Below are 16,202 nucleotides of genomic sequence, written 5' to 3' on the forward strand. Positions count from 1 at the left end.
TGTCGGCCGCTCCGGAGTCCATAAACGCCGCTCTGTGGGTCGCAATGCCCGGCCCCGTGCGCGCCGATACGCCGATAACCTAAATGAAATCGGTTACAGATCAAGCTCTCGCCGACTGTCCATGCGGGCGGAGTGGGAGTGTGACGCCGATTACGCGGTGATCGGCGCGGGCCCGGGGAGGTGCGGCTTATGACGGACGAGGATTTCCGGGAGCCGGTCGGCACGCTCGGCGGGATGGCCGGCGAAGACGGCGCCGATCCCGCGGGACCCTCAGTGGCGGGCGGCGGCGACGAGGGCGTGGAACAGCGGGCCGTCCTCGTCGGCCTCCGGGTGCCACTGGACGGCCAGGGCGAACGCCGCGCCCGTGACCTCGACGGCCTCGATCGTGCCGTCGTCCGAGCGGGCGGTGACCTCCAGCCCGTCCGCCAGGCGGTCGATCGCCTGGTGGTGGTAGTGGGCGGGCGTCAGGTCCTCGCCGTCGTAGATCTTGGCCAACCCCGGCGACAGCCGTACGGGGAGGCGGCCGAACGTCCCGGGGGCGGGGGAGTGGGCGGTGTGGCCGACCAGGTCGGGCAGGTGCTGGTGGAGGGTGCCGCCCAGCGCCACGTTGAGCACCTGCAGGCCCCGGCAGATGCCGAGGAACGGCAGGCCGGTGCGCAGGGCGGCGTCCATCAGCCCGAACTCCGCCTCGTCGCGGAACTCCCGGACATATCCGGTCTGTTCGGCGGGTGGCGCGCCGTACCGGGCGGGGTCGATGTCGCCCCCGCCCGCGATGATCAGCCCGTCCAGCCGCCCGGCCAGCGCGGCGGGCTCCCCTGCGGGCGGCAGGATGACCGGCTGGCCTCCCGCCCGCGCGATGTGGTCGACGTACATGTACGGCAGCAGCGCCGCCTGCATGTCCCAGACGGTGAACCTCGCCGGCTCGACGTAGCACGTCACGCCGATCACGGGACGGGCCATGGCATACCCCTTACAGCGGAGTGACGTACGCGCCGGAGATGCCGCCGTCGACCAGGAACTCCGAGGCGGTGATGAACGACGCGTCGTCGGAGGCGAGGAACGCGACCGCCGCGGCGATCTCCTCGGCCCGGGCGAAACGGCCGATCGGCACGTGGACGAGACGGCGCTGGGCGCGCTCGGGGTCCTTGGCGAACAGTTCCCGCAGCAGCGGGGTGTCCACAGGCCCGGGGCACAGCGCGTTGACCCGGATGCCCTCGCGGGCGAACTGGACGCCCAGCTCGCGGCTCATCGCGAGCACGCCGCCCTTGGAGGCGGTGTAGGAGATCTGCGAGGTGGCCGAGCCCAACACCGCGACGAACGACGCGGTGTTGACGATCGAGCCCTTGCCCTGCCGCTGCATGTACGGGATCACGTGCTTGCAGCACAGGTAGACGCTGGTGAGGTTGACCTCCTGCACCCGGCGCCAGGCGTCGATGCCGGTCTCCAGGATGGAGTCGTCGTCCGGTGGCGAGATGCCCGCGTTGTTGAACGCGATGTCGACGCTGCCGAACTCCTCGAACGCGGTCCGGTACATCCGGGCCACGTCGTCCTCGTTCGCCACGTCCACCTTGACGAACAGGCCGCCGACCTCCCCTGCCGCCTTCGTGCCGGCCTCCTCGTCGAGGTCGGCCACCACGACCTTGGCGCCCTCCTGGGCGAACCGGTGGGCCGTGGCCAGCCCGATGCCGCTGCCCGCCCCGGTGATGACGGCGACGCGGTCCTGCAAACGCTGCATTGATCTACTCCGTGGAGATGAAGACGTTCTTGGTCTCGGTGAAGGCCGACAGGGCGTCCGGGCCGAGCTCCCGGCCGAGGCCCGACTGCTTGAAGCCGCCGAACGGGGTCCAGTAGCGGACGCTGGAGTGCGAGTTGACCGACAGGTTGCCCGCCTCGACGGCCCGCGCCACGCGCAGCGCCCGGCCCACGTCGCGGGTCCAGATCGACCCCGACAGGCCGTACGCCGTGTCGTTGGCGATCCGTACGGCGTCGGCCTCGTCCTCGAACGGCACGACGGACACCACGGGCCCGAAGATCTCCTCGGTGAACGCCCTGCGGAAGGACTCCGAGGACGAGCCGGCCAGCACCGTGGGCGGGAACCAGTAGCCGGGGCCGGTCGGGCACGACCCGGCGGCGTACACGTCGGCCTGGGTGACGAACGACGCGACGCGCTCCCGGTGCTCGGCGCTGACCAGCGGGCCCATCTGGCTCGCCGGGTCGTTCGGGTCGCCGACCCTGACCTCCCGCACGGCCTGCGACAGCCGCGCGAGGAAGTCGTCGTAGACGGAACGCTCCACCAGGATGCGCGAACGGGCGCAGCAGTCCTGGCCGGAGTTGTCGAAGACCGCCATCGGGGCGGACTCCGCCGCCCGGGAGAGGTCGGCGTCGGCGAAGACGATGTTGGCGCTCTTGCCGCCCAGCTCCAGCGTCACCCGCTTGACCTGCTCGGCCGCCTTGGCGCCGATCAGTTTCCCGACCTCGGTCGAGCCGGTGAACACGATCTTCCGTACGTCCGGGTGCTCGACGAGCCGGGCGCCGGCGACCTCACCCTCGCCGGGGACGACCTGGAGCACGCCCTCGGGCAGCCCGGCCTCCAGGGCGAGCTCGGCCAGCCGCAGCGCGGTCAGCGGGGTCCACTCGGCGGGCTTCACGATCACCGTGTTGCCGGCGGCGAGGGCCGGGGCGACTCCCCAGGTCATGATGACCATCGGGAAGTTCCACGGCACGATGATCCCGACCACGCCCAGGGGCTCGGCGAACGTGACGTCCACCCCGCCGGGCACCGGAATCTGCTTGCCGTGGTCGCGCTCGGGCGCGCCCGCGTAGAAGTTCAGCACGTCGCGGACGTTGCCCGCCTCCCAGCGGGCGTTGCCCACCGTGTGGCCGGCGCCTGTGATCTCCAGCCGCGCCAGCTCCTCCGCGTGGTCCTCCACGACCTGCGCGAAGCGGCGCAGCAGGCGGGCCCGCTCGCCCGGGGCGACCGCACGCCAGGCGGGGAAGGCCCGGGCGGCCCGCTCGACCGCGCGGTCCACCTCGGCGGCGTCCGCCATCTCGACCTCGGCGATCACTTCCTCGGTCGCCGGATTGACTATCTTCACAGCCGTTCGAACCCCCGATAGAGCTCCCAGTCGGTGACCGCCGCGTCGAAGGCGGCCAGCTCGACCCTCGCGTTGTTGGCGTAGTGCTCGACCACGTCCTTGCCGAACGCCTCCTCGGCGATCGGCGAGCCTTCCCACAGCGCCAGGGCGTCGCGGAGCGTGGCGGGCACCCGCTCCGCTCCGGAGTCGTACGCGTTCCCGGCGAACGGCTCCTCCAGCTCCAGCCCGGCGTCGATGCCGCGCAGCCCGGCCGCGATCATGGCCGCGACCGCGAGGTAGGGATTGACGTCGCCGCCCGGCACCCGGTTCTCGATCCGCAAGGAGGGGCCGTGGCCGACCAGCCGCAGCGAGCAGGTGCGGTTGTCCACGCCCCACTTGACGGCGGTCGGGGCGAAGCTGCCGGGCACGAACCGCTTGTAGGAGTTGACGTTGGGCGCGTAGAGCATGGTCAGCTCCCGCATCGCCGCGAGCTGCCCGGCCACGAAGCGCCGGCCGGTCTCCGACAGCCCGTACGGCTCGCCGCCCGCCATCACGGGGGTGCCGTCGGCGTCGCGCAGCGAGATGTGGATGTGGCAGGAGTTGCCCTCGCGCTGGTTCGGCTTGGCCATGAACGTGATCGACCTGCCCTCCTGGGCGGCGATCTCCTTGGCGCCGTTCTTGTAGAACACGTGGTTGTCGCACGTGGTCAGCGCGTCGGCGTACCGGAAGGCGATCTCGTGCTGGCCGAGGTTGCACTCGCCCTTGGCGGACTCGACGTACAGCCCGGCGCCCTCCATGCCGAGCCTGATCTTGCGCAGCAGCGGCTCGATGCGGGAGGTGCCGAGCAGCGAGTAGTCGACGTTGTAGAGGTTGGCCGGGGTCAGGTCGCGGTAGCCCCGCTGCCAGGCCTGCTCGTAGCTGTCGTCGTAGACGACGAACTCCAGTTCGGTGCCGACGTACGCGGTCCACCCGCGTTCGGCGAGCCGGGCGAGCTGGCGGCGCAGGATCTGCCGGGGGGAGGCCACGACGTCCGCGCCGTCCTCCCACACCAGGTCGGCCAGCAGCAGCACGGTGCCCTCGTGCCAGGGCACGCGGCGCAGCGTCGACAGGTCCGGCCGCATGACGAAGTCGCCGTAGCCGCGCTCCCAGGACGACATGGCGTAGCCGTCCACGGTGTTCATGTCGACGTCCACGGCGAGCAGGTAGTTGCAGCCCTCGGCGGCGTGGTCCAGCACCTCCTCGAGGAAGTACCGCGCCGACAGCCGCTTGCCCTGCAGCCGCCCCTGCATGTCGGTGACCGCGAGCAGGACCGTGTCCACGCGGCCCGCTTCGACGTCATCGCGGAGTCGCTCCACGCTGAGCACGGTGCCTCCCGTCCAAAAGTCTGGAATCAGACCATTGAGGGCATGCAAGCACCATGTTCCCCTCGTCGTCAACAATGTCCGGGGGGTTTAACCTCGATCGCAGGGACGGGGGACCCGTGGTGACGGGTGGAGGGACGATGCGCATGGAGATCACCCCGGCGGAGGCGTCCGTCTCCGGCCCCCGGACTCCGGCCGCGCCCGCGTCGCGGGACGCGGCCGTGGGGATCACCGGCGCGGTGTCGCTGCTGCGGCCGGTGCGGGCGGGCAACGCGTTCGAGGAGACCGTCGAGCGCCTGCTGCAGGCCATCAAGCTCGGCGTCGTCCCGCACGGCGAGAAGCTGCCGCCGGAGCGCGAGCTGGCCACCCGGCTCGGCATCAGCAGGGTCACGCTGCGCGAGGCGATCCGCGCCCTGCAGGAGGCCGGCTACCTCGACGTACGGCGCGGCCGGTATGGCGGGGCCTTCGTCGTCTACCGGCCGCCGAGCCCCCGCAAGGGCGACCTGCGCAGGGCCGTCACCCTCATGGGCGAAGACGATCTCGAGGACGCGCTGACGTTCCGGATGGCCGTCGAGTGCGGGGCGGCCCGGGTGCTCGCGACCACCGAGCTGACCCCGCGGCAGCGGGAGACGCTGGCCGCCCGGCTGTCCGGGGTGAACGACGCGGCGCCGGCCGACTACCGCCGGATGGACATCGCGTTCCACCTGGCGATCGCGGAGCTGAGCGGCTCGCCGCTGCTGGCCGCCGCGTGCGCCGACGCCCGGCTGCGGGTGACCGACCTGCTCAACGCGATCCCCGTGCTGCGGCCCAACATCGAGCACGCGGCCGTCCAGCACGCCGCCATCGCCGCCGCGATCCTGGACGGCGACCCCGAGGCGGCCGAACGGGCGGTGGCCGAGCACCTGGAGGGCACGGCGGCCCTGCTGCGCGGCTTTCTCGCCTGACCACTCCCGCCGCGTCGTAGCATCGGAGGCCGGGGGATCGCTTCATGACCTACTGGTTTCGCGAACGCATCATCGAGGCGCACCGCCTGCCGCTCTTCTGCTTCTTCGTCGCGCTGATCACGGCGTTCGTCTTCACGCGGGTGAACGTACGGCTGATCAGGGCGCGGGCGCGGTGGCTCGGCAACGTGAGCGTGGGCGAGATGCACATCCACCACGTGGTGTTCGGCGTGGTGCTGACGCTGCTCGGCGGGGTGGCCGGGCTGGTCCTGTCGGACGTGTCCACAGGGTGGTACTCCTTCTCCTCGGCCGTGTTCGGCGTGGGCGCCGCCCTCGTGCTCGACGAGTTCGCGCTGATCCTGCACCTGCGCGACGTCTACTGGCAGGAAGAGGGCCGCACCTCCGTTGACGCGGTCTTCGTGGCGATCGCGGCCACCGGCCTGCTGCTGCTCGGGCTGCGCCCGCTCGCCTGGAACGGCGCGGACGGCCGAGGCGGCTGGACGGCCCCCGCTTTCCTCTTCGTCAACCTCGTCTTCGCCATGATCACCCTGCTGAAGGGGAAGATCTGGAGCGGCCTGCTGGGACTGTTCGTGCCGCCGCTGCTGTACGTGGGGGCGGTGCGGGTGGCCCGTCCCGGCTCGCCCTGGGCCCGCTGGTGCTACTCGGAGCGGGCGAGGCGGCCCCGGCCGCGCCTGATGGCCAAGGCGATCCACCGGGAGGAGCGCTGGCGGCGCCCGGTCATCCGCGCGAAGATCGCGGTGCAGGAGTTCGTCTCCGGCCGCCACGACCTGCCCGCGCCCGCGCTGCCCGCCCGGCACCAACGGCGGCGGGTCGTCTCCCCGCGTCCCCGGCCGGGGGCGGACCACCCCGGGCGCCCCTGGCGGTCGGGCCGGCCTCGCGCCCGCTGAGACCACGCCGCCGTTCGAAAGCCGGGTGGCGTGTGCGGTGATCCGTGACAAGGCTGGTGGAGCCGACCTACGTAGCGGACCGGGATCTTCCGGTCGGCACCGTCGGGGCCGATGACGTCTCCACGGTCGCCTGCCGCCGGGAGGCGGTGACGACGTAGCAGGGGGGCAGGGGCGCCGGAACCACCGCAGCCGGGTCCAGGACGGCGCGACGCTTGCCCTTCTCGTCCGGAGGGCAGCGGTAGTCGCGGCTGATGCGGATCTCGGCCACCCCCGGGGCGAGCCGGTAGGTCGCGAACGGCATGGTGCACTCGCTGTGACCGTCCTCCCAGCGCAGCCACACCACGTCGTCCTTGCGCGGGTTGACCATGGCCACCGTGTCACGGCTGTCGTTGAGGGATTGGTAGTCGTCGGTGACGTCGTGGAACCGGCCGGTCTGTCCGCGGTCGTAGAAGCAGACGCTGGGCGCGTCGCACCGGTTGGGATCCTCACCACGGACCAAGGGGATCTCGCTGTCGGCGGGCCTCAGGAACAGGGTCACAACCGTGGCGATCAGTGCGCCCGCCACGAGCCCGGCGAGGCCGGCCGACAGGACGCGGGGACGGCTCGGCCCAATGGACGACGGCCCGGTGAGAGTCGGCCCGGTGAGAGTCGGCTCGGAGGACGGGCCCGGGGCGTCATCCGAGGGTGTCGTCTCCTCGGCCTGTCCCTTGGTCTGCTCCATGGCGGGCTCGTGATCACCAGGGCTGGCTATTCGCCGCCAGGCGTCCTGCCACCGGGCGATCTGAGCCTCGATCTCCGCGGACGACAGCTCGCAGGCGGACAGGCAGGCCGCCACGTAGGCCTCGACGAAGGCCAGCCGCGGCAGGCCGGGCAGCCCCCGTCCGTTGAGGGTGTAGGACACGGTGCTCGACGGCAGGGCGTCCACCTCGTGGCCGTCGGAGGTGGTCGAGCGGCCGGCCAGGTGACGCAAGCGGCGCAGTGAGGGCTGCCCTGCCCAGGTCCTGAGCCGCTTGAGTAAGTCGATGAATTCCTGAGCGCTGTCTGCCGACGCCGGATCCGGCGGAGGCGAGGTCACCGCGTCGCCCATGTATGGACCCACCTTTCCAGGGACGGGAACGGGACGGTCACATGGTCCCCTCTTGCGTTTCACTTCTACGCCTGCCGTACAAGATCGGCCAATCGCGTCCAATTCTGTTGCGTCGCTTGTTGGACACCTGTCTTCCCAGGTGAGCTGGCCATGCCTGGCCCGAGTCCAGGCGAACTGCTTCACCGGAGACAGGAGAAAGAAGCCATGCGACTCAGTAAGAAGATCGCACTCCCCATCGCGGCGTCCGCGGGAGTCGCCGCGCTGCTCTTGCCCACGGGCGGAGTGGCCTCCGCGGCCACGGCCCAGGCGCGCAGCCCCCTTCCGGGGTGCGTGCACTGGCACCTGTCGAGCAGCGGCGTCACGGACCACCTCAGCGTGACCAACGGCTGTGGCGCGGGGCACTGGTTCAAGGTGATCCTGGCCCATCGCAGGGACTTCAAGTGCACGTACTACGCCCCCGGGCACACCTGGAACTGGTCCTGGAAGTGGCCGGGCAAGTTCTCCGCCCTGCACAACTGCTGACGCGGAGCGGCTCCGCGGCGGCACCGCGCGCGGGAACATCCCACGGGCCCGGGTGTTTCCGCGCGCCTGCGCGACAGGTGCCGAGCCGTGCCGAGCTCTCCGGCGATCAGGCCGGGTGCGCCCCGGGGCGCACAGTCCCACCGGCCACCCCCGAAGCCGGGACCACTCCCCCCGCGGCGACTGTGAACCGTCACCGAACCTCCGGGGCCGGGGAGGAGTCGTAGGAGACAGGGCGGCAGCCGCGCCTTTCCGAATCGCCTTCGCCAAGGGGGCCTGTGACTGATGGCTCGATGGTTATCCCGGCGTTCTTTATCGGGTGTCGGGTCGTTCGCGTTCTTCGCGGCCTGGTTCGGCATCCTGATCGTGATGCTCGTCACTCAGGTCTTCGACATCGTGTCGGCCCTGGACCTCGGGCGGCACGGCGTCCGCACCACCGGCGTCGCCCTCTCCACCCGGTCGGAGACATGGAACGACACGGACGGCCACCCCATCACCGTGAACTACACCAAGATCGGTTTCACGGTGGGCACGCAACGGCACATCGAGGAGATCTCCGGCTGGTACGCGACAGGGGAGAAGGTCCGCATCGTCTACGACCCCGAGAGCGTGAACGTCGTCAGGAGCGAGGAGGACACCGGCCTCGGCGGGCTGGCCGGAAATTTCGTGGGGATCGCCCTCCTGCTCGCCATGCTCGTCTTCGGCGTCAGCTTCGTCTTCTCCTGGCACCGATGGTGACGATGCCCGTCGCGATGTGATCGAAATCCGCGTACGCGCCGAGGATCCGGCAGAACCCTTTCGCGCCCGTCGGCGTCCAATCCCGGCGAGGGGTGATCGATGACGGGGACGCTGCTGCCAGAGGATCCGGAGCGGCTGGGGGACTACTGGCTGTCGGGGCGGCTCGGCTCCGGCGGCCAGGGCGTCGTTTACGAGGCGTACGACGGCCAGGGCCGCCGGGTGGCGGTCAAGGTGCTGCACGGCGACGCCGCGGCGGATCCGGAGCTCAGGGAGCGGTTCGGCCGGGAGGCCGCGGCCGCCCGGCGGGTGGCGTCGTTCTGCACCGCGCCGGTCATCGCCGCCGAGCTGGACGGGCCCAGGCCGTACATCGTCAGCGAGTACGTCGAGGGGCGGAGCCTGCGGCGGGCCGTGCTGGAGGGGCAGGTCTTCGCCGGGGACGGCCTGCACCGGCTGGCGACCGCGATCGCCACGGCGCTGACCGCCATCCACGACGCCGGCGTCGTCCACCGGGACCTCAAACCCGACAACGTGCTGCTCGGTCCGGACGGCCCCCGTGTGATCGACTTCGGCGTCGCCAGGACTCTGGAGATGTCGCTGACCAGCACCGGCCTGGTGGCCGGAACGCCGACGTACATGGCGCCGGAGGTGTTCACCGGGCAGCGCGCGGGGCCGGCCGCCGACGTGTTCGCCTGGGGCGGGATCGTGCTGTTCGCGGCCACGGGCGAGGATCCGTTCCGCGCGGAGAGCCTGGGCGGGGTGATGCACCGCGTGCTGTCGGTCGATCCCGACCTGTCCGTGCTGCCAGAGCCGATCCGCCCGCTGGTCGGCGCGGCCCTCGTCAAGGAACCGTCCGCCCGCCCGTCCGCCCGCGACCTGCTGATGGCGCTGATCAGCGGGGGTTCGCGGGTGGACACGGCGCGGCTGCTCGCGGAGGGCAGCCGGGCGGCGCGGGCGGTGCACGCGGAGGGCGGTCCCGACCCCGCGCTGGGCGCGCTCGCCGAGGACGCGTACGACGCGCTGGGCCCCGCGGAGCGCGACCTGGTGCCGCAGATCTTCCTCCGGCTGGTCGCGGTGGGCCCGGAGGGCGAGCTCGTCACCCGCAGGGCGGCCGAGGACGAGTTGCCGCCCGGATCGGGCGAGGTGCTCAGGATGTTCGCCTATGTGCTGTCGCGCAAGGACGGCGAGGTGGGCCTCGGCCGCCCGGCGCTGCTGCGCGCCTGGCCCAGGCTGCGGGCCTGGCTCACCGACGAGTGGGACGGCCTGCCGGTGCACGCGGAGATCCGCCTGCGGGCCCGGCAGTGGGCCGCGGCGGGTCGCCGTTCCGCCGACCTCATGCAGGGCGGCCGCCTGGACGCGGCCGTGGGCTGGGCGGCCACCGGCCGCCGGCGTCTCGCCCTGAACGCCCTGGAACGCGAGTTCCTCGACGCGTCGGCCGCACTGACCCGCCGGCGTGCCCGTGGTCGCCGCCTGCTCACGACCGCCCTGGCCGTGCTGCTCGCGCTGTCGCTCGCGGGCGGCGGCCTGGCGGCCTACCAGGGCAGCCGGATAGCCGCCCAGCGCGACCAGATATCCGCGCAGCGCGACCGGGCCAACGGCCGGGAGGCGGCGCTGCGCGCCGGGACCCTGCGGACCACCGACCCCGCCGCCGCCATGCTGCTGAGCGTGGCGGCCTGGCGTCTCGACGGCGGCTCCGAGGCCCGGTCGAGCCTGATGGCCGCCTATGAGCAGCCGGAGGTCGCCGTCTTCCGCCCGCCTGGGGACGGGCTCGAGGCGCTGAGCCCGGACGGGCGGCGACTCGTCACGGTGTCGGATGACGAGATCCGCCTCTATGACCTGGTCAGCGGGCGGGAGCTGCGGCGTGTGCCGGCTCCGGAGCTCCGCGAGGAGATCCAGACAGACGCGGCGCTGAGCCCCGGCGGGAAGGCGGCCGCCGTGTTCACCGAGCGCTGGATCCTGGTGTGGGATCTGCGGACCGGCAGGCTCAGTGCCCGGCTCCGCACGCCTGCCGGCGTCGACGGCGACGTGGACTTCGGGGACGGCGACCGGATGCTCGCAGTGCGGGGGGGCTCCAACGGTTTCGTCTGGGACCTAGTGAGCGGCGCGACGTTCGGCCGGGCGGTCGGCGGCGAGGGCGGCTGGCCCATGTCCGTGCCCGTCGTGTCGCCCTCGGGAAGGCTCGCCGCCGTCCTCGACAGGGAGACCGGCAGGCTCGCCGTGCGGCGCCTCCCCTCGGGGACGGCGGACCCGCGCTTCCGGAAGGCGTGCCCGGGAGTCCTGGGCGCGGTGGCGGTCAGCAGGGACGGCCGGTCGCTGGCCTGCGCGGGCCGGACGGTCACCCTCGTGTCCACGGCCACGGGCAGACCCGTGCCCCTCGACGTGGACGAGTGGCGCTGGGCGGACAAGGGAGCGGCCGGACCCGGCGGCGCGGCGACGTCCGGGCTGAGGTTCGGCCCGGACGGCGCGTTCCTGCTGGGGTTCGCGGGCAGGACGATGCGCGTGTGGCGGACCGCCGACCAGCGGCAGGTGTTCGCCTACCAGGCCGAGGACGACGTCCAGGACGCCCGTCTCGACCCGGACGGGCACACCCTGCGCTATCTCCTCGAGGACAACACCGTCGTCACCCTCGACATCCGCCTCCGGGCGGAGGCCGTTCACCTGCCCGGGAAGGCCATGGACAGCGTGGTGGGGCCCGGTGGCCGCTGGGTGGTCGCACGGGCGGGCGAAACGGGTCCCCTCCGGCTGTGGGACGCGCGGCGGCGCCGATACGCCGGTGTGCTGCCGGACTCGTCGGACTGGGAATATCTGGCCGCCGACCCGGCGGGCCGTACGCTGATCACGCAGAACACGGTCCACGAGCGGTTGCGGGCATGGGACGTCGCCACCCTGAAGCCGCTGTGGGAGCACGGGATGCCGCCCGGCTTCGTCCTGTACGGCGGCGCCTTCACCCCTGACGGGCGGCTGTTCGCCGCGTCGCTCAGCCGCGTGAACCAGGAGGCCGACGGGAACGCGCAACTCCGGGAGGAGTCGAACGACCACATCACCGCTCAGAACGAGAGCCGTCTGGGCGAGTGGGACGCCAGGACCGGCCGGCCGGTCGCGAGCACGCGGGTCGACAAGGAAGTCGCCGACATCGCCTTCGAGCCCGACGGCCGGACCGTCGTCACCGACGGCGGACTCGTCGACGCGGTCACCGGCAAGCAGGCCGGAGGCTCCTTCACCTCCGATACCACTCTCGCGGTCAGCCCCGCCGACGGGCTGATCGCCGTGGGCGGGTACACCGGGCGCGTCTTCCTGTGGAGTGCGAAGGGACCCACCCCGCTGCCGCCGGCGCTGCACGGGGCGATGGAGACGATCGGCGCGATGGCCTTCTCCCCGCGTGGGGACGTTCTCGCGACGGTGAGCGAGAGCGCGACGCTCCAACTCTGGGACGTCCGGGGCAGGCGCCGTATCGGCGCCGCGCTCAGGCTGCCGGAGGACGTCGTCGTCGTGACCCTCGCCTTCGCCCCGGACGGATCCCGCCTTCACATCGCGGACACCGGCGGCACGCTCTACACGCTGCCCGTGGGCGGCGACCCGATGGTGCGGGCGGTGTGCGCGCGGGCGGGGCGGACCCTGACCAGGGAGGAATGGGCGCGCTACCTGCCAGGAACGCCCTACCGGGACGTCTGTTGATCGCTCGAAGAGCATTTCGGCCTGATCTGTGGGTATTTCACGCTGTGTAAGAGCTGTTGGGGGGGCGGGAGGGACGGCAATGGAGTCTCGCGAGCGGTTCGTGTTCCAACGGATGGCGGCACAACTCAAACGGGAGGCGGCCCTGCTGACAGGGGACCGGCTGATGGCGGCGGAGGCACGCGGCGAGGAGGCCGAGGCCGACCTGTGCCTCACCTGGTACGAGATCATGGACACCATCCGGGAGATCCGCCTGTTCTACGGGGTGCCGGGATGAGGGATCATCACGGTGGGTGCGCGGGCGATACTGAGGTGGTGACCGCGTCCTCCGCCTTCCCGGCGCCGCCGTTCCACCTGCGCCTCATCGAGGACGCGCGGCCCGTCCTCGACCGGTACGGCCTGCTGCTCGCCGGCGGCTACGCGCTGCTGGCGCACGGCTGTACCTCGCGCCCTGTCGACGACCTCACCTTCGCCACCGGCGGCGAGGCCCCGCTGGCGGAGGCCGGCCGGGCGCTGGCCGAGGCGTTCGGGAGCACCGGCCTGTCGGCCGAGGTGTGCGAGGCCGGCGCCCGCATCGGCCGCGTCGTCGTCACCGACGAGATCACCGGCCAGTCGTGCGAGGTCGCCCTGCTCCGCGAGCCGCTGCGCGACCGCCCCGCCGACATCGGCCCCTGCCGGGTGCTCGGCCTGGACGACGCGGTGGGCCTCAAGGTCCGCGCCCTGCAGGACCGCGGGCTGCCGCGCGACTTCGCCGACGTGGCCGCGGTGTCCGGCCTGTACTCCTTCCGCCTGCTCGAACAGCTCGGCGCGCGCTACGACGACGAGTGGCGGGTGGAGGACCTGGTCGAGCGGCTGGAGACCGTCGACCTGCTGGCCGACGAGGCGTTCGGCGGCCTGGACGAGGAGGGCGTCGCCGCCGTACGCCGCTTCGCATACGCCTGGGCGGAGGACATCAAGCTGCGCCGCGTCGACGACGGCGACGCCGAGTTCGACCTCGACGTCCCCGGCGTGGACTGATCCAGGACGTCGAAATCCCCGCGCGCACCGGCGTTTCCGGTGAACTAGGGTCTCCGGAAGATCGCACGCCGGGTTCGCGCGAAGGGGGCTCCATGGGGATGGAGGGCGACGGCCCTGACGGTGGTCGGCCCGCGCCACGGCCGAAGGCGTCCCTGGGGGAGCGCGCCTCCTGGCGGCTGCTGCTCGACCAGGTGCGCCCCCACCGGCGGGTGCTCCTGCTGGGCGGCCTGCTCAGCCTCGTCGGCAGCCTCGCCGGGCTCGCCATGCCGGTCATGGCCAAGCGGGTGATCGACGCGTTCGGCGCGGGCGGCGCGCTGGCGGGCCCGGTGCTCGGGCTGTCGGCCGCGGTTCTGGTCGGCGCGCTGATCTCGGCGGCCGGGCGGTTCCTGCTGGAGCGGATGGGCGAGACGATCGTGCTCGACTCGCGACGGGGCCTGGTGGACCGCATCCTGCGGCTCACGGTCTCCGACGTGGACCGGCTCAAGCCCGGCGATCTGCTGTCGCGGGTCAGCTCCGACACCACCCTGCTGCGGGCCGTGTGCACGGACGCGCTCGCGTCCCTGGTCGGGGCGGTCTTCATGTTCCTCGGCGCCGCTGTGATGATGGCGATCATGGACGGCCTGCTGCTCGGGGTCACGCTCGCCGTCGTCGGCCTGGTCGCCGTCATGGGCGCGGCCATCGCGCCGCGCATCCGGCGGGCCTCGCTCCAGGCGCAGGTGGCGCTCGGCGAGATGAGCTCGGGGCTCGACCGCGCCCTCCAGGCGTTCCGTACGGTCAAGGCCAGCGGCGCGGAGGCGCGGGAGACCGCGGTGGTGGGCGCGGCGGCCGTCGAGGCGCGCGACCGCGGCGTGACCGCCGCCGCGTGGACCTCGCTGGCCGGCATCGGCGCCTGGATGTCGGTCCAGCTCGCGTTCCTCGCGGTGCTGGGGGTGGGCGGCGCGCGGGTCGCGTCGGGGGAGATGGAGATCTCCACCCTGATCGCCTTCCTGCTGTACCTGTTCTACCTGGTCTCCCCGATCGGCCAGATCATCCAGAGCCTCACCCAGATCCAGAACGGCCTGGCCGCGGTGACCCGCATCCAGGAGATCGCCACGCTGCCCACCGAGCCCGCCGCCGCACCCGTGGCGCGGGCCGGCGGCGAGCCTGTCGGGGTGACCTTCTCCGGGGTCGTCTTCCGCTATGGCGAGGACCGGCCCGTGGTCCACCACGACGTGACGTTCGAGGTGCCGGCCGGCGGCATGACCGCGCTCGTCGGCCCCTCGGGCGCGGGCAAGTCGACGGTGTTCGGCCTCATCGAGCGGTTCTACGAGCCGCAGGAGGGGGCGATCACGATCGGCGGGCGCGACATCCGCGACTGGCCGCTCGGCGAGCTGCGGGCCATGCTCGGGTACGTCGAGCAGGACGCCCCCGTGCTCGCGGGGACGTTCCGGGAGAACCTCGTCTTCGGCGCGCCCGGTGCGACCGACGAGGAGGTCGCCCGCGCCCTCGCCCGTACGCGCCTGGACGACCTGGTCGAGCGGCTGCCCGAGGGACTGGAGACGCCGGTCGGTCATCGTGGCATCCTGCTGTCGGGCGGCGAGCGGCAGCGGGTCGCCATCGCCAGGGCGTTGCTGCGCAGGCCCAGGCTGCTGCTGCTCGACGAGGCGACATCCCAGCTCGACGCGGTCAACGAGATGCGGCTGCGGGAGGTCGTGGCGGAGGTGGCGCGCGAGACGACGGTCCTGGTGATCGCCCACCGCCTGTCCACCGTGACCGGAGCCGACCGGATCGTGGTCATGGAGGCCGGTCGCGTGCGGGCCTGGGGCACCCACGACGAGCTGGTCGCCGCCGACGCGCTCTACCGCGAGCTCGCCGCCACGCAGTTCCTCGTCTCGTCCTGACCGGCGGTCATCTCCGCACACGCCGATGGCGAAGCCGTGAGCAGCCCTTACACCGGGCCACAGCTTCTTTCGACCGGGAACCGGGAACGTCGCAGGTGCGTAACCTCTCCTTCACCACCGCCCGGTTGCCGGTGCCATCGCGCGTGCGGGCGCGTCCGGCGACCCGGGTCGGAGGCGGGGCGCCCGGCCGGTTCGGCCGGGTGCCCCGCCGCTCACCTCTCACGGTTCGCCCGGCAGGCGCAGGTCTGGGACACTGCGCCCGCGGCGGTGAGATGCGCGCAAGATCCGCGCGGCGTTCTAAGGTGAGGTCCATGCGACCCACGGCTCTGATCACCGGCGCCTCGAGGGGTGTGGGGGCGGCGATCGCCCGTGCCCTCGCCCCCACCTGCGATCTCTTCCTGGGCGGGCGGGACGGCACGGCGCTCGACGCGCTGTGCGCGGAACTGCCGGCGGCCCGCCCCTGGGCGGTGGAGCTCACCGAGCTCACCCCCGCGGATGTGGAGGGGATCGACCGGCTCGACCTGCTGGTCCACAGCGCGGGCGTCGCCAGTGTGGGGCCCCTGGCCGGCACCCCGGCCGACGAGTGGCGGCGGCTGATGGAGGTCAACGTCATCGCGGTCGCAGAGCTGACCCGGCTGCTGCTGCCCGCGCTGCGGGCGGCCCGCGGGCACGTCGTGCTGATCAACTCGGGATCCGGGCAGCGGGCCAACGCCAACTGGGGCGCCTACGCCGCGAGCAAGTTCGCCCTGCGCGCGTTCGGCGACGCGCTGCGCGAGGAGGAGCACGCCAACGGCGTCCGGGTCACCGCGATCTTCCCCGGGCGGGTGGGCACGGATATGCAAAGAGGCATCCGCGCCCAGGAGGGAGGGCCGTACGAGCCGGGAAGATACCTGGAGCCGGAATCGGTGGCGCGGGCCGTGCTGGCCGCGCTGACGGCCACGCCCGACGCCCACGTCACCGAGATCACCGTACGGCCGGCTGGGGGACCGACCCGCTGACGGCCGCACG

At 72.5% G+C, this 16,202-nt stretch carries 14 protein-coding genes; 9 read left to right on the plus strand and 5 right to left on the minus strand.

The window, feature by feature from the left end; all coding sequences use genetic code 11:
- Window positions 1-270: 270 nt before the first annotated feature.
- The 4 genes from HHX35_RS25460 to HHX35_RS25475 are packed head-to-tail and all read right to left on the minus strand — an operon-like array spanning window position 271 to window position 4,429.
- A complete protein-coding gene (locus tag HHX35_RS25460) occupies window positions 271-960 on the minus strand; it encodes a gamma-glutamyl-gamma-aminobutyrate hydrolase family protein (RefSeq protein WP_182901238.1) in 690 nt (229 codons plus the stop codon).
- Between the two features lie 10 nt (window positions 961-970).
- Entirely contained in the window at window positions 971-1,735 is a 765-nt protein-coding gene (locus HHX35_RS25465; RefSeq protein ID WP_182901239.1) for a 3-oxoacyl-ACP reductase, read from the minus strand.
- 4 nt (window positions 1,736-1,739) lie between these two features.
- Window positions 1,740-3,047, minus strand: a complete 1,308-nt coding sequence (locus tag HHX35_RS25470; RefSeq protein WP_259405404.1) for an aldehyde dehydrogenase — start codon at window positions 3,045-3,047, stop codon at window positions 1,740-1,742.
- Window positions 3,048-3,091: 44 nt separating this feature from the next.
- Window positions 3,092-4,429, minus strand: coding sequence for a glutamine synthetase family protein (locus tag HHX35_RS25475; protein WP_310739298.1), 1,338 nt, complete (start codon window positions 4,427-4,429; stop codon window positions 3,092-3,094).
- Window positions 4,430-4,575: 146 nt separating this feature from the next.
- Here HHX35_RS25475 and HHX35_RS25480 point away from each other — a divergent pair, with 146 nt between their 5' ends.
- Together HHX35_RS25480 and HHX35_RS25485 are read left to right on the plus strand one after the other, a co-directional pair.
- Window positions 4,576-5,379 (plus strand): FadR/GntR family transcriptional regulator, encoded by an 804-nt coding sequence (locus HHX35_RS25480; RefSeq protein ID WP_259405374.1) that lies wholly within the window; start codon window positions 4,576-4,578, stop codon window positions 5,377-5,379.
- Window positions 5,380-5,423: 44 nt separating this feature from the next.
- Window positions 5,424-6,284, plus strand: a complete 861-nt coding sequence (locus HHX35_RS25485; RefSeq protein WP_259405375.1) for a hypothetical protein — start codon at window positions 5,424-5,426, stop codon at window positions 6,282-6,284.
- 67 nt (window positions 6,285-6,351) lie between these two features.
- Here the strand turns inward: HHX35_RS25485 and HHX35_RS25490 are convergent, their stop codons facing one another.
- Complete coding sequence (locus tag HHX35_RS25490) at window positions 6,352-7,371, minus strand: hypothetical protein (RefSeq protein WP_182901242.1); 1,020 nt, start codon at window positions 7,369-7,371, stop codon at window positions 6,352-6,354.
- A gap of 204 nt (window positions 7,372-7,575) precedes the next feature.
- Here HHX35_RS25490 and HHX35_RS25495 point away from each other — a divergent pair, with 204 nt between their 5' ends.
- From HHX35_RS25495 to HHX35_RS25525, 7 genes are all read left to right on the plus strand, one after another.
- Window positions 7,576-7,893, plus strand: coding sequence for a hypothetical protein (locus tag HHX35_RS25495; protein ID WP_139575943.1), 318 nt, complete (start codon window positions 7,576-7,578; stop codon window positions 7,891-7,893).
- A 282-nt stretch (window positions 7,894-8,175) separates the two neighbouring features.
- Complete coding sequence (locus HHX35_RS25500; protein ID WP_182901243.1) at window positions 8,176-8,628, plus strand: DUF3592 domain-containing protein; 453 nt, start codon at window positions 8,176-8,178, stop codon at window positions 8,626-8,628.
- A gap of 99 nt (window positions 8,629-8,727) precedes the next feature.
- Complete coding sequence (locus HHX35_RS25505; protein ID WP_182901244.1) at window positions 8,728-12,300, plus strand: WD40 repeat domain-containing serine/threonine protein kinase; 3,573 nt, start codon at window positions 8,728-8,730, stop codon at window positions 12,298-12,300.
- Window positions 12,301-12,379: 79 nt separating this feature from the next.
- Window positions 12,380-12,574, plus strand: coding sequence for a hypothetical protein (locus tag HHX35_RS25510; protein WP_182901245.1), 195 nt, complete (start codon window positions 12,380-12,382; stop codon window positions 12,572-12,574).
- Between the two features lie 38 nt (window positions 12,575-12,612).
- Complete coding sequence (locus tag HHX35_RS25515) at window positions 12,613-13,314, plus strand: hypothetical protein (RefSeq protein WP_310739300.1); 702 nt, start codon at window positions 12,613-12,615, stop codon at window positions 13,312-13,314.
- Between the two features lie 92 nt (window positions 13,315-13,406).
- The gene (locus HHX35_RS25520; RefSeq protein WP_182901246.1) at window positions 13,407-15,194 is read left to right on the plus strand and encodes an ABC transporter ATP-binding protein; all 1,788 of its coding nucleotides are present in this window, start codon (window positions 13,407-13,409) and stop codon (window positions 15,192-15,194) included.
- Window positions 15,195-15,505: 311 nt separating this feature from the next.
- Window positions 15,506-16,192: an SDR family oxidoreductase gene (locus tag HHX35_RS25525; RefSeq protein WP_182901247.1), complete on the plus strand. Its 687-nt coding sequence runs from the start codon at window positions 15,506-15,508 to the stop codon at window positions 16,190-16,192.
- Window positions 16,193-16,202 lie beyond the last annotated feature (10 nt).

It is taken from the genome of Microbispora sp. H10830 (assembly GCF_014161375.1).
GTDB classification, from domain to species: Bacteria; Actinomycetota; Actinomycetes; order Streptosporangiales; family Streptosporangiaceae; genus Microbispora; species Microbispora catharanthi.